The 12,741-nt window shown below is 67.3% G+C and carries 14 protein-coding genes; 9 read left to right on the forward strand and 5 right to left on the reverse strand.

All coding sequences use genetic code 11. From position 1 onward, the window contains the following. Positions 1-3 precede the first annotated feature (3 nt). The 9 genes from EL288_RS07845 (at position 4) to EL288_RS07885 (ending at position 7,914) form a co-directional block, all read left to right on the forward strand. Positions 4-915 (forward strand): polyprenyl synthetase family protein, encoded by a 912-nt coding sequence (locus EL288_RS07845; protein WP_003813107.1) that lies wholly within the window; start codon positions 4-6, stop codon positions 913-915. Between the two features lie 49 nt (positions 916-964). Then, a complete protein-coding gene (gene dxs, locus EL288_RS07850) occupies positions 965-2,827 on the forward strand; it encodes a 1-deoxy-D-xylulose-5-phosphate synthase (protein ID WP_003813105.1) in 1,863 nt (620 codons plus the stop codon). A gap of 155 nt (positions 2,828-2,982) precedes the next feature. Further along, positions 2,983-3,780: a GTP cyclohydrolase FolE2 gene (folE2, locus tag EL288_RS07855; RefSeq protein WP_003813103.1), complete on the forward strand. Its 798-nt coding sequence runs from the start codon at positions 2,983-2,985 to the stop codon at positions 3,778-3,780. A gap of 223 nt (positions 3,781-4,003) precedes the next feature. Continuing rightward, complete coding sequence (gene rpsF, locus EL288_RS07860) at positions 4,004-4,384, forward strand: 30S ribosomal protein S6 (protein ID WP_010926331.1); 381 nt, start codon at positions 4,004-4,006, stop codon at positions 4,382-4,384. 47 nt (positions 4,385-4,431) lie between these two features. Beyond that, positions 4,432-4,755 carry a primosomal replication protein N gene (gene priB / locus EL288_RS07865; RefSeq protein WP_003813095.1) on the forward strand — a complete coding sequence of 108 codons (324 nt, stop codon included), beginning with the start codon at positions 4,432-4,434 and terminating at the stop codon, positions 4,753-4,755. A 92-nt stretch (positions 4,756-4,847) separates the two neighbouring features. After that, positions 4,848-5,120, forward strand: coding sequence for a 30S ribosomal protein S18 (gene rpsR, locus EL288_RS07870; RefSeq protein WP_003813094.1), 273 nt, complete (start codon positions 4,848-4,850; stop codon positions 5,118-5,120). A gap of 15 nt (positions 5,121-5,135) precedes the next feature. After that, positions 5,136-5,591: a 50S ribosomal protein L9 gene (rplI, locus tag EL288_RS07875; protein ID WP_003813092.1), complete on the forward strand. Its 456-nt coding sequence runs from the start codon at positions 5,136-5,138 to the stop codon at positions 5,589-5,591. Between the two features lie 116 nt (positions 5,592-5,707). After that, positions 5,708-6,544 (forward strand): BUD32 family EKC/KEOPS complex subunit, encoded by an 837-nt coding sequence (locus EL288_RS07880; protein ID WP_033459569.1) that lies wholly within the window; start codon positions 5,708-5,710, stop codon positions 6,542-6,544. Then, a complete protein-coding gene (locus tag EL288_RS07885; RefSeq protein WP_003813089.1) occupies positions 6,541-7,914 on the forward strand; it encodes a replicative DNA helicase in 1,374 nt (457 codons plus the stop codon). The genes EL288_RS07880 and EL288_RS07885 overlap by 4 nt, the downstream gene beginning before the upstream one ends. A gap of 20 nt (positions 7,915-7,934) precedes the next feature. On the opposite strand, the gene EL288_RS07890 is transcribed toward EL288_RS07885, so the two are convergent. The 5 genes from EL288_RS07890 to EL288_RS07910 all read right to left on the reverse strand — a co-directional run bounded on the left by EL288_RS07890 (position 7,935) and on the right by EL288_RS07910 (position 12,721). Further along, positions 7,935-8,903: a bile acid:sodium symporter family protein gene (locus tag EL288_RS07890; protein ID WP_003813087.1), complete on the reverse strand. Its 969-nt coding sequence runs from the start codon at positions 8,901-8,903 to the stop codon at positions 7,935-7,937. Between the two features lie 79 nt (positions 8,904-8,982). Continuing rightward, a complete protein-coding gene (gene pdxA, locus EL288_RS07895; protein ID WP_003813085.1) occupies positions 8,983-9,960 on the reverse strand; it encodes a 4-hydroxythreonine-4-phosphate dehydrogenase PdxA in 978 nt (325 codons plus the stop codon). Positions 9,961-10,064: 104 nt separating this feature from the next. Beyond that, a complete protein-coding gene (locus EL288_RS07900) occupies positions 10,065-11,744 on the reverse strand; it encodes a PhoH family protein (protein ID WP_003813082.1) in 1,680 nt (559 codons plus the stop codon). 57 nt (positions 11,745-11,801) lie between these two features. Further along, on the reverse strand, positions 11,802-12,266 hold the full coding sequence (locus EL288_RS07905; RefSeq protein ID WP_003813079.1) for a peroxiredoxin: 465 nt from the start codon (positions 12,264-12,266) through the stop codon (positions 11,802-11,804). A gap of 2 nt (positions 12,267-12,268) precedes the next feature. Beyond that, on the reverse strand, positions 12,269-12,721 hold the full coding sequence (locus EL288_RS07910) for an Mth938-like domain-containing protein (RefSeq protein WP_003813077.1): 453 nt from the start codon (positions 12,719-12,721) through the stop codon (positions 12,269-12,271). Positions 12,722-12,741 lie beyond the last annotated feature (20 nt).

Below are 12,741 nucleotides of genomic sequence, written 5' to 3' on the forward strand. Positions count from 1 at the left end.
CGCATGAAGCAAAGTCATCTCGCCTGCGCCGACTGGCTGCGGGAACGCGCGCAGCATGTCGAGCACGTGCTCGACGAATTGCTGCCTGGCGCCGATATCGCTCCCACGCGGCTGCACGAAGCCATGCGCTATGCGGTGCTGGGCGGCGGCAAGCGGGTGCGCGCGGCCCTGGTCTACGCGGCCGGGCAGGCCTGCCCCGTCAACGGCAGCACGCTGGCCGTCGGGGCGTCGATGGACCGCGCCGCCGCGGCCGTCGAACTGATCCACGCCTATTCGCTGGTGCACGACGACCTGCCGTGCATGGACGACGACACGCTGCGCCGCGGCCGGCCCACGGTGCATGTGCAATTCGACGAGGCCACGGCCATGCTGGCCGGCGATGCCCTGCAGCCGCTGGCCTTCGAACTGCTGGCCGGCATGCCGATCGCGCCCGCGCTGGTGGTGCAGGCCGCCCAGGTCCTGGCGCGCGCCGCCGGCAGCCAGGGCATGGCCGGCGGGCAGGCCATCGACCTGCACAGCGTGGGCCGCATGCTCACGCGCGACGAACTGCAGACCATGCACAGCATGAAGACCGGCGCCATGCTGGCGTGCAGCGTGACGCTGGGGGGCATCGTGGCCGGCGCCAGCTCGACCGCGCGCCAGGCGCTCGACAGCTACGCGCAGGCGATTGGCCTGGCGTTCCAGGTCGTCGACGATATCCTCGATGTGACGGCCGACACCGCCAGCCTGGGCAAGACGGCCGGCAAGGATGCGGCCGACAACAAGCCGACCTATGTATCCTTGCTGGGCCTGGACCAGGCCCGCGCGCTGGCGCAGGAGTTGCGCCAGGCGGCCCACCAGGCCCTGGCGCCGCTGGGCGAGTCCGGCGCGCGGCTGGGCCAACTGGCAGATTTCATCGTACTCAGAGACCGCTGAACCCGGGCGGCCGGCGCCGCGCGCCGGACACCAAGACCATCTACCGAGCATGACGACAGAACTACTGGACCGTATCCTATCCCCGGCCGACCTCCGGCAACTGGACCGCCGCGAACTCAAGCGGCTGGCCGACGAGTTGCGCGGCTTCGTGCTCGAGTCGGTGTCGCGCACGGGCGGCCACCTGTCGTCGAACCTGGGCACGGTCGAGCTGTCGCTGGCGCTGCATTATGTCTTCGACACGCCGCATGACCGCATCGTCTGGGACGTGGGCCATCAGTCGTATCCGCACAAGATCCTGACCGGCCGCCGCGAAGGCATGGCGCACCTGCGCCAGCAGGGCGGCATCTCGGGCTTTCCCAAGCGCAGCGAGTCCGAGTACGACGCCTTCGGCACCGCGCATTCGTCCACCTCGATTTCCGCGGCGCTGGGCATGGCCGTGGCCTCGCGCAACGCCGGCGTGCAGCGCCAGCACATCGCCGTCATCGGCGACGGCGCCATGTCCGCGGGCATGGCCTTCGAGGCCATGAACAACGCGGGGGTCACGCCCAACATCAACCTGCTGGTCGTGCTGAACGACAACGACATGTCGATTTCGCCGCCGGTGGGCGCGCTCAATCGCTATCTGGCGCGGTTGATGTCCGGGCAGTTCTACGCCGCGGCCAAGAATGTCGGGCGGGCGGTGCTGCAGCATGTGCCGCCGGTGCTGGAGCTGGCGCGCCGGCTCGAAGAGCACGCCAAGGGCATGGTGACGCCGGCGACGCTGTTCGAGGAGTTCGGATTCAACTACGTCGGCCCGATCGACGGCCACGACCTCGACGCCCTGGTGCCCACCCTGCAGAACCTGCGGGCGCTGCCGGGCTTGCAATTCCTGCACGTGGTCACCCGCAAAGGCCAGGGCTACAAGCTGGCCGAGGCCGATCCCGTGCTCTACCACGGCCCGGGCAAGTTCGACCCCGCCGTCGGTATCCAGCAGGCCAAGGCGCCTGCCCGCAAGACCTTCACGCAAGTGTTCGGCCAGTGGCTGTGCGACATGGCCGAGCGCGACGAGCGGCTGGTGGGCATCACGCCGGCCATGCGCGAGGGCAGCGGGCTGGTCGAGTTCGAGCAGCGCTTCCCGCAACGCTATTTCGACGTGGGCATCGCCGAGCAGCACGCCGTGACGTTCGCCGCCGGGCTGGCCTGTGAGGGGCAAAAGCCCGTGGTGGCCATCTATTCCACCTTCCTGCAGCGCGGCTACGATCAGCTGGTGCACGACGTGGCGCTGCAGAACCTGGATGTCACCTTCGCGCTGGACCGCGCCGGCCTGGTGGGCGCCGACGGCGCGACCCATGCCGGCAACTACGACATCGCCTTCCTGCGCTGCGTGCCCAACATGGTGGTGGCCGCGCCGTCGGACGAGAGCGAGGCGCGCCTGCTGCTGTCGACGTGCTACGAGCATCCGGGGCCCGCTTCGGTGCGCTACCCGCGCGGCGCGGGATGCGGCGCCGCGGTCGGCGAAGGCCTCGCCACGGTGCCGCTGGGCAAGGGGCTGGTCCGCCGCGAAGGCCGCCGGATCGCCATCCTGGGTTTTGGTACCCTGGTGCAGGCGGCGCTGGGCGCGGCCGGCCAGATCGACGCCACGGTGGCCGACATGCGCTTTGTCAAGCCGCTGGACCGCGAACTCGTGCTGGAGCTGGCCGCGCGCCACGACGCGCTGGTCACCGTCGAAGAGGCGGCAATCATGGGCGGGGCGGGCAGCGCCGTGCTGGAGACGCTGGCCGAGGCCGGCGTGACCCTGCCGGTGCTGCAGTTGGGGCTTCCCGACGCGTTCATCGATCATGGCGACCAGGCCGCGTTGCTGGCCGGCCTGGGGCTGGACGCCGCGGGCATCGAGCGCGCGATCCGGGCGCGTTTCGGCGCATTGCTGGCTTGAGGCGGGCGCGGCGGGAACGGACTGTTCCATCCCGGCATCCTACAGATGGAAGGGTTTTCCCTGCGTGCTCGGTGACTTTGCGCGATAATGGGCGCCCTCCGCTTCAAAATTTCTGGGTTACGCGCGACAGGCGGGCCCGTGACAGGTAAGGCGAAATGAATTCTCCTATTGATCCCGCGATCGTGATGCCCGATGTGCAAAGCTCGACGGATACGCGGCACATCCCGATCCAGCGGGTCGGCATCCGTGGCGTGCGCCACCCCATGCTGGTGCTGGCCGGCGATGGCGCGGCCCAGCCGACGGTGGCCAATTGGACGCTGACGGTAGCGCTGCCGGCGGAAGAGAAGGGCACGCACATGTCCCGCTTCGTGGCGCTGCTGGAAAAGTACCGCGCCACCCCCATGACGCCGGCGCTGTTTGCCGCCATGGCGCGCGAGATGCTGCCGCTGCTGCATGCCGAGCGCGGCGACATCACGGCCTCGTTCCCGTACTTCATCAACAAGTCGGCCCCGGTCTCCGGCGTGCAGAGCCTGCTCGACTACGAAATGCAGTGGATCGCGCGCGCGGTGGGCGAGCAGGTCGAGTTCGAGCTGGTGGCGCAGGTGCCGGTCACCAGCCTGTGCCCGTGTTCGAAGGCCATCTCCGAATACGGGGCGCACAACCAGCGTTCGCACGTGACGGTGTCGGCGATCGTGGACGGCGACTTCCGCATGGACGAGCTGATCCGCCTGGTCGAGGACGAGGCGTCGTGTGAGCTGTGGGGCCTGCTCAAGCGGCCTGACGAGAAGTACGTCACCGAGCGCGCCTATGACAACCCCAAGTTCGTCGAGGACCTGGTGCGCGACGTCGCCGCCCGCCTGAAGGCGCACCCGGGCATCGGCCGCTTCCGCGTCGAGGCCGAGAACTTCGAATCCATCCACAACCACTCCGCCTACGCCGTCGTGGAAGGCTGAGTGGCGCCTGCCGGTCCGGCCGCCCGCGGCGGCCGTGGCCCGGGGCCTGGAGGGGCAATGCGTCCCTCAAATGCCCGATTCCGCTCGATCTTGCATCGGGAAGCGCAATCGGCGATAATCGAGAGCTTTCTTGCTCGACTGCCTGGTTTTGGGCGGCGGGCTATCCCTTGCCGGGGCCAGCATTGCATGGCTTGCCGGCGAGACATCCTCAAGGAGTCCATACATGCGTCACTACGAAGTAGTGTTCATCGTTCACCCCGACCAAAGCGAGCAGGTGCCCGCCATGGTCGAGCGCTATCAAGCGCTTGTCACCGGCCAGAGCGGCACGGTGCATCGCCTGGAAGACTGGGGTCGCCGTCAACTGGCCTATCCCATCCAGAAGCTGGTCAAGGCCCACTATGTCTGCATGAACATCGAGTGCGGCCAGGCCACGCTGGATGAGCTCGAGCATTCGTTCCGCTACAACGATGCGGTGCTGCGCCACCTCGTCATCAAGACCAAGAAGGCGCCCGCCGCTCCTTCGATCATGATGAAGTCGGTCGAGCGCGAAGAAGCCCGCAAGGCGTCGGCTGAAGCCGCCGCGACCGCGACCGCGGCCGAGTAACAGGGCTCAGACAGAGCCTGGTTGGCAGACCCAGCGGCGACGGCAGGATGAACACTCTGGAGCTCAGCGCCCGCGTTCTCGAATGCGGTGCCATGCGCCACACTCCCGCCGGATTGCCTGCGTTGGAATTGCTGTTGGTCCACGAGTCCGAGGTCGTCGAAGCGGGGCATCCGCGCCGCGTCGAACTCACGATCTCCGCCGTGGCCCTGGGCGATCTGGCGTTGCTGTTGGCCGATACCCCGTTGGGGACCGAGATGCAGGTGCAAGGTTTTCTGGCACCTGCCCGCAAGGACTCGGTAAAGGTCAAGCTGCATTTGCAGCAGGCACGCAGAATCGCCGGCAGCATGGGACGCGATCCGCTGGTGGGTTGATGCCAGTCAGGCTTTGACGGACAGATAACGGGCGAACCGGCAACAGGCGCAAGGCGCCGGGCCGGCCCAAACCAAACAAAGAGGCACATATCATGGCTTTCTTCGGAAAACGCAAGGAAAAACGCAAATTCACGCAGCAGAACCCGCTGTTCAAGCGCCGCAAGTTCTGCCGCTTCACCGCTGCCGGCGTTGAAGAGATCGACTACAAGGATCTCGACACGCTGCGTGACTTCGTGCAAGAAAACGGCAAGATCATCCCGGCCCGCCTGACCGGCACCCGTGCGATCTATCAACGCCAGCTGGACACCGCCATCAAGCGCGCGCGCTTCCTGGCCCTGCTGCCGTACACCGATAACCACAAATAATCCAGGGGCACTGACATGCAAATCATCCTGCTCGAAAAAGTCGCCAACCTGGGCAATCTGGGCGAAGTCGTGCGCGTGCGCGACGGCTATGCCCGCAACTTCCTGATTCCCCAGAAGAAGGCCCGTCGCGCGACCGACGCCGCCCTGAAGGAATTCGAAGCCCGCCGCGCCGAGCTCGAAAAGGTCCAGGCCGAGAAGCTGGCCGCCGCCCAGGCCCTGGCCGAGCGTCTGAACGGCTTCCAGCTGAAGATCTCGCAGAAGGCTGGCGTGGACGGCCGTCTGTTCGGCTCGGTCACCAACGCCGACGTCGCCGAAGGCCTGCGCAAGGCCGGCTTCGAAGCCGTCGAGAAGTCGCAGGTGCGCATGCCCAATGGCCAGATCAAGGCCGTGGGCGAGTACCCTGTGCAAGCGGTGCTGCACGCCGACGTCGTTGCCGACGTGGTGGTGCTGGTCGAAGGCGAAATGGCCTGATTGTCCGGCATGCCTGAAAAAAGCCGGCCTGGTGCCGGCTTTTTTTTCGAGGGCGGCGCGGGCCGCGGGAGGCGCGCTACCATCAGCGCCATTGTTTCTGCTCAGGGGATGCCGGTTTGAACGAGCCGCCACTACACCACAACGCGCCGCCCGACCTGCGGGCATGGCTCGATGGCAAACAGGCCGCGGCCATCCGTTCGGTCAAGGAGGTGACGGTCGATGGCGTGCCGTGCGTGGTGAAGCGCCGGCGCCCGGGCGTGCGCCGCGGCATCAGCTATGTGCTGCGCTACCTGCGCGCCTTTTTCCTGGCCTTGCTGTGCCGCATCCTGCTGGGCGAATTCCCGCGTCCCTCGGTGCTGCTGCGCAACGGCCTGGACTACGAGGCCGAACGCCTGCGCCGCCTGCTGCAGGCCGGCTGCCGGGTGCCCGAGGTCTGGTGGCAGGAGCCCGGCCTGCTGGTGCTCGAGCACGTGGGCGACGATCTGCCGTTTCGTCTGCGCCAGGCCGACGAGGCGGGGCGGATTGCGCTGGCCCAGGCCCTGGCGCGCGACCTGGCGGAATTCCACGGCCGCGGCATGTGGCACGGGGGCGCCCAGGTGCGCAACGTCACGCTGCGCGATGGCAGGCTGTGGCGCATCGATTTCGAGGAAAACATCGGCGGCGCGCTGTCGCTGCCCCTGGCGCAGGCCTATGATCTCTACCAGACGCTGGCGTCGCTGGTGAGCCTGCGCAAATTGCCGCCCGAGCAGGCGTCCCATCTGGGTAAACTCGTCCTGGACACCTATTTCGCGGCCCATCCCGATTCCGAAGTGCGCGCGCGCATGCGGCGCATCGCGCGCCTGATCTGCGGCGCCGCCCGCTTGCTGCGGCCGCTGGGCGGCCGCCTGCCATGGCGCGACGTACGGGCGTTTTTCCGGGTGGCCGAAACCCTGAGGTTACTATTGCATCCATGAATACCCCTGCCGATCCCCAGCTCGAATACCTGCGCGTGCCGCCGCACTCGATCGAGGCCGAGCAGTCGGTGCTGGGCGGCCTGTTGCTGGACAACGCCGCCTGGGACCGCATCGCCGACGTCCTGGTCGAGGAAGACTTCTATCGCCACGACCACCGCCTCATCTGGCACCATATCGCCCGGCTGATCGGCCTGGCCCGCCCGGCCGACGTCATCACCGTCAATGAATCGCTGGCCAGCGCCGGCAAGTCCGAGGAGGTGGGCGGGCTGGCCTATCTCAACGCGCTGGCGCACAACACCCCGTCGGCGGCCAACATCCGCCGCTATGCCGAGATCGTGCGCGAGCGCGCCATGCTGCGCAAGCTGGTGTCGATCGCCGACGAGATCTCGGCGGCCGCGCTCAATCCGCAAGGCAAGGAGGCCCGCCAGTTGCTGGACGAGGCCGAATCCAAGGTGTTCAAGATCGCCCAGGAAGGCGAACGCGGCTCGGCGGGTTTCCAGGAAATCCAGCCGCTGCTGACCCAGGTGGTAGAACGGATCGACGAGCTGTATCACCGCGAAAGCGAGTCCGATGTCACCGGCGTGCCGACCGGCTTCGCTGATCTGGACAAGATGACTTCCGGGCTGCAGGCCGGCGACCTGGTCATCGTGGCCGGCCGTCCGTCCATGGGCAAGACCTCGTTCTCGATGAACATCGGCGAGCACGTCGCCATCGAGCAGGGGCTGCCGGTGGCGGTCTTCTCGATGGAAATGGGCGCGGTGCAGCTGGCCATGCGTATGCTGGGCTCGGTGGGCATGCTCGACCAGCATCGCATGCGTACCGGCAAGCTGGTCGCCGACGATTGGCCGCGCGTCACCCACGCGGTGCAACTGATGCAGGACGCGCAGGTCTACATCGACGAAACGCCCGCGCTCAGCTCGATGGAAGTGCGCGCCCGCGCGCGGCGCCTGGCGCGCCAGTGCGGGCAGCTGGGCCTGATCATCATCGACTACCTGCAGCTGATGTCGGCCAACAGCGCGGGCGAAAACCGCGCGACCGAAATCTCGGAAATCAGCCGCTCGCTCAAGGGCCTGGCCAAGGAGCTCAACTGTCCGCTGATCGCGCTGTCGCAGCTCAACCGCAGCCTGGAGCAGCGCCCCAACAAGCGGCCGGTAATGAGCGACCTGCGCGAATCCGGCGCCATCGAGCAGGACGCCGACGTGATCCTGTTCATCTATCGCGACGAGGTCTACAACCCGGACTCGCCCGACAAGGGCTCGGCCGAGATCATCATCGGCAAGCAGCGTAACGGTCCGATCGGCACCGTGCGCCTGACCTTCCAGGGGTCGAGCACGCGCTTTCTCAATTTCGCGCCCGGCACCCAGTACTGAGCCCGGCCGCCGCGCCCGGATCAGTCCGGGCGCTTGCCGTAGCGCGTGGCCAGCACGGCGCACACCATCAGCTGGATCTGGTGAAACAGCATTAGCGGCAGCACGATGGCGCCCACGGCCTGTCCGGCAAAGATCACCTGGGCCATCGGGATACCGCTGGCCAGGCTCTTTTTCGAGCCGCAGAACAGCAGCGTGATGCGGTCGGCCACATCGAATTTGAACAGCCGCCCCAGCAGCAGCGAGCCCGCCATCGCCAGGACCAGGATGATGCAGCACACGGCCAGCAACCCCAGCAGCGCCGGGATCGGCGTATTGCTCCACAGGCCTTCGTTGACCGCTTCCGAGAAGGCGGTGTAGACCACCAGCAGGATGGATCCCTGGTCGACCCACTTGAGCAGCGCCTTGCGGCGATGCACCCAGGCGCCGATCCAGGGCCGCAGCAATTGCCCCAGCACGAAGGGCAGCAGCAGTTGCAGCATGATCTTGCCGACCGCGTCGAACGAAATCGGCGCGGCCGCGGCGCTGGCCACGACGGTGCCCACCAGCAGGGGAGTGATGAAGATGCCCAGCAGGCTGGAGGCCGATGCGCTGCAGACGGCGGCCGGCACGTTGCCGCGCGCGATCGACGTGAAGGCGATGGCCGACTGTACCGTGGCCGGCAGGCAGCACAGGAACAGCACGCCCAGGTACAGTTCGGGCGTGACCAGCGGCTCGAGCACCGGCTTGAGGGCGACCCCCAGCAGCGGAAACATCAGGAACGTGGCCGAGAAGATCGTCAGGTGCAGGCGCCAGTGCGTGACTCCCGCCACGATGGCGTCGCGCGACAGGCGCGCGCCGTGCAGGAAGAACAGCAGCGCCACGGCCAGGTTGGTGATCCAGCCGAACGCGACGATGCCTTGCCCGTAGGCGGGCGCCAGGCTGGCGATGATGACGGTGGCGACGAGCAGGAGCGTGAAACGATCGGGCAGAAAGCGGGCAATGCGTTGCATCGGATTGGAGGAGGCGCTGAGAGTGTTTGGGTCGCCGCTATTGTAGGGTGCGCGGGATCAGGCCATCGTCAGCTGGCGGTCAGGTCATCGCCAGCGCGAGGTCGAAGGCCGCGACCAGCGACGCGTGGTCGGCGATGCCCTGCCAGGCGATGTCGAACGCGGTGCCATGATCGACGCTGGTGCGCACGAACGGCAGGCCGACGGTGACATTGACGCCCTGGTCCAGCCCCAGGTACTTCACGGGTATCAGGCCCTGGTCGTGGTATTGCGCCACGACGATGTCGAACTCGCCGCGGCGGGCTCGCATGAAGACGGTGTCGCCCGGCCACGGGCCCGAGGCATCGATGCCTTCGGCGCGCGCCTGGGCCACCGCGGGGGCGATGATGTCGATGTCCTCGCGGCCGAATTTGCCGTCTTCGCCGGCGTGCGGGTTCAGGCCCGCCACCGCCACGCGTGGCCGCGTCACGCCCATCTGGCGGCAGGCGCGGTCGGCCAGCCGGATCGCGCGCAGCTCGGCCTGTGGCGTGATCTGCGCCACCACCGCCGCCAGCGGAATGTGTATGGTGACCAGCAGCACGCGCAATTCGTCGTTGGCCAGCATCATGGCGAAGTCGCGGGTGCCGGTGCGTTCGGCCAGGATCTCGGTGTGGCCCGGCTGGTCGATGCCGGCCAGTTGCATGGATTTCTTGTTCAGCGGCGCGGTGACGATGGCGCGTATGCGTCCCGCTCGCGCATCGTCGATCGCGGCGCACAGGTAGTCGTAGGCGCCCTGGCCGGCCGCCGCGCTGACGCGTCCGGCGGGCAGGTCGGGCGGCAGCGGCGTGCCGCGGGCGATGACTTCGATACAGCCGGGTTGGCCGCTGGCCTGGTCGATGGCGGCCAGTTCGAGCACGCGCAGCCGTGCGCCCAGCAGTTCGGTGGCGCGCCGCATGATGGCCGGGTCGCCGTAGACGACGGCGGGCGCGCCCAGGCCCTGGGCGCAGGCCTTGGCGATGATTTCCGGGCCGATGCCGGCGGCGTCGCCCATGGTGATGCCGACGGGAAGGGGGGCGGTCATGGTTGCAGTGGTGCGGAAGTCGGGAATGCGACCATGCTACACCGCCGGGCACGCCGGGCAAAAAAAGAAGGCCCCGCAGGGCCTTCTTCCGGCATGGGTGGATGCTAGAGCACGTCGCCGGCGTAGTCGGCCAGGCGGGAGCGTTCGCCGCGCTGCAAGGTGACGTGGCCGGAATGCGGCCAACCCTTGAAGCGGTCCACCACGAAGGTCAGGCCGGAACTGCCTTCGGTCAGGTAGGGCGTGTCGATCTGCGCCACGTTGCCCAGGCAGACTACCTTGGTGCCGGGGCCGGCACGGGTGATGAGCGTCTTCATCTGCTTGGGCGTGAGGTTCTGCGCCTCGTCGATGATGAGGTACTTATTCAGGAAGGTGCGGCCGCGCATGAAGTTCAGCGACTTGACCTTGATGCGCGAGCGGATCAGGTCCATGGTGGCCGCGCGGCCCCAATCGCCGCCTTCGCCTTCGCCCATGTTCAGCACGTCCAGGTTGTCTTCCAGCGCGCCCATCCAGGGCAGCATCTTCTCTTCCTCGGTGCCCGGCAGGAAGCCGATGTCTTCGCCCACCGGCACCGTGACGCGCGTCATGATGATCTCGGTGTAGCGCTTGGTCTCCAGTACCTGCGTGATGCCGGCGGCCAGCGCCAGCAGCGTCTTGCCGGTGCCTGCCTGGCCCAGCAGCGACACGAAATCGCATTCCGGGTTCATGAGCAGGTTCAGGGCGAAGTTCTGCTCGCGGTTGCGCGCCGTGATGCCCCAGACGTTGTTCTTGCCGTGGGTGTAGTCGCGCAGCGTGGCCAGCACCGCCGTCTTGCCGCTGACTTCGCGCACCTGTGCGTACAGGGGCATCTGGCCTTCGAAATACACGAACTGGTTGACCAGGAACTGCGCGCACAGCGGCCCGCGGATGCGGTAGAAGGTCGTGCCGCCCTGTTGCCAGGATTCCACGTCCTTGCCGTGCTTGTTCCAGAAGTCTTCCGGCAGCTGCGTCACGCCGGAATACATCAGGTCGGTGTCTTCCAGGACGTGGTCGTTGTAGTAGTCCTCGGCGGCCATGCCCAGCGCGCGGGCCTTCAGGCGCATGTTGATGTCCTTGGACACCAGCACGACCTCGCGCTGCGGGTGGCGTTCCTGCAGCGCGCGCACCACGCCCAGGATCTGGTTGTCGGCCTTGCCCATGGGCAGGTCGGACGGCAGCGTGCTGTGGATGGCGGTGGTCTGGAACATCAGGCGCCCCGTGGCGTCCTTGTTGCCCAGGGCATTGAGCGCCAGGCCGTCATCCAGGTTGTCGGCATCCTGCACCAGCGAATCGAGCGAGCGGCTGACCTGGCGCGCGTTGCGCGCCACTTCCGACATGCCCTTCTTCTGGTGGTCCAGTTCTTCCAGCGTCATCATGGGCAGGAAGATGTCGTGTTCCTCGAAGCGGAACAGCGACGAGGGGTCGTGCAGCAACACATTGGTGTCCAGCACGAACAGCTTGCGCGCCGCGCTGTCGGTCCGTGCACGGGGCTTGCGCGCGGGCGCCGGCCTGGCGGCGGGGCGATTGGCCGCCGGCGCGGGGGCCGGGGCGGGCGCGGGCGCCGGCGCTGCCACCGGGCGCGCCGGCGCCTTCTGCTGCGCCTTGCGCGCCGGCGCCAGGCCGGCGAGTTCGGGCTGCAACAATGGCTCGTCAGTGTTGCCGGCGACCGCGGGTTTGCTGTTGGTACGTGCTGCCTTGGCGCGGGCGGTATCGCCCGAAGGGAAGGTCAGGATGGCTGCGGGACGATTGGGCAACTTCGGAAGCGGCATAGGTGTCACTCTCCTGTGTGAGCCGGCTTGGGGCGCCTGACAATGGGCAATATAGGCTTAGCCGATGCTCTTGGCGGCTTGCAGGACTTCCTTGGCGTGGCCGGGTACTTTCACCCCGCGCCACTCCTGCACCAGCACGCCATAGGCGTCGATCAGAAAGGTGCTGCGTTCGATGCCGCGCACCTGTTTTCCGTACATGTTCTTCTGCTTGATGACGCCGTACAGATTGCACACGGTTTCGTCGGCGTCGGAGATCAGCGGGAAGGGCAGCTCGTACTTGGTCTTGAAATTCTCGTGCGATTTGAGCGAGTCGCGCGATACCCCCAGCACGATGGTGCTGGCGGCCAGGAAGTCCTCGTACAGGTCGCGAAAGTCCTGGCTTTCGGTGGTGCAGCCGGGCGTGTTGTCCTTGGGATAGAAATACAGCACGACCGCGCGGCCCTGGCACTGGTCCAGGCTCACGGGGCCGATGGTGCTTTCCGCTGTGAACAGCGGGGCGGGTTTGCCTATCAGCGGGGTCATCGCTAGGAGTCTCCGTCGGGAAGGAGGGCGACGACGACGCGTCGGCCCTCGGCCATCAGAATGTTGTAGGTACGGGCGGCGGCCTGGGTGTCCATCGCCTCGACGCCCACGCCCATTGCCAGCAGCGGGCGCACCTGCTCGGGGCCGAGCAGGTGCTGGCGCCTGCCGGTGCCTACCAGCAGCACTTCGGGGGCGTTGGCCGGGCGCGCGCCGGCGCCTGCCTCGGGCTCGTCCAGGAATGCCAGCGGATCGCGGACGACCTCGGCCAGACCGGCGGCTTGTTGCAGGAGGGAGGCGGTAATGTCGGCCGGACGCTGGACCGGCCAGCTTGCGACCGGGCCTTCGGGCGCGAAGGCGATGGCGTGGGAAAAGCGGACCTGGTTGACTTCGATGTAGCCGTCACCATAGGCGGTGACGGTATTCAGCGCCGTCGCAGGATCGGTATGCAGCTTCAATAAAAACTCCGACTATGTGG

Source organism: Bordetella bronchiseptica, from assembly GCF_900636925.1.
Taxonomy (GTDB): Bacteria; Pseudomonadota; Gammaproteobacteria; order Burkholderiales; family Burkholderiaceae_B; genus Bordetella; species Bordetella pertussis.

Coding starts and splice junctions, on each gene's coding strand:
- EL288_RS07845 (WP_003813107.1), top strand. CDS start 4: ATGAAGCAAAGTCATCTCGCCTGCGCCGACTGGCTGCGGGAACGCGCG.
- dxs (WP_003813105.1), top strand. CDS start 965: ATGACGACAGAACTACTGGACCGTATCCTATCCCCGGCCGACCTCCGG.
- folE2 (WP_003813103.1), top strand. CDS start 2,983: ATGAATTCTCCTATTGATCCCGCGATCGTGATGCCCGATGTGCAAAGC.
- rpsF (WP_010926331.1), top strand. CDS start 4,004: ATGCGTCACTACGAAGTAGTGTTCATCGTTCACCCCGACCAAAGCGAG.
- priB (WP_003813095.1), top strand. CDS start 4,432: ATGAACACTCTGGAGCTCAGCGCCCGCGTTCTCGAATGCGGTGCCATG.
- rpsR (WP_003813094.1), top strand. CDS start 4,848: ATGGCTTTCTTCGGAAAACGCAAGGAAAAACGCAAATTCACGCAGCAG.
- rplI (WP_003813092.1), top strand. CDS start 5,136: ATGCAAATCATCCTGCTCGAAAAAGTCGCCAACCTGGGCAATCTGGGC.
- EL288_RS07885 (WP_003813089.1), top strand. CDS start 6,541: ATGAATACCCCTGCCGATCCCCAGCTCGAATACCTGCGCGTGCCGCCG.
- EL288_RS07890 (WP_003813087.1), bottom strand. CDS start 8,903: ATGCAACGCATTGCCCGCTTTCTGCCCGATCGTTTCACGCTCCTGCTC.
- pdxA (WP_003813085.1), bottom strand. CDS start 9,960: ATGACCGCCCCCCTTCCCGTCGGCATCACCATGGGCGACGCCGCCGGC.
- EL288_RS07900 (WP_003813082.1), bottom strand. CDS start 11,744: ATGCCGCTTCCGAAGTTGCCCAATCGTCCCGCAGCCATCCTGACCTTC.
- EL288_RS07905 (WP_003813079.1), bottom strand. CDS start 12,266: ATGACCCCGCTGATAGGCAAACCCGCCCCGCTGTTCACAGCGGAAAGC.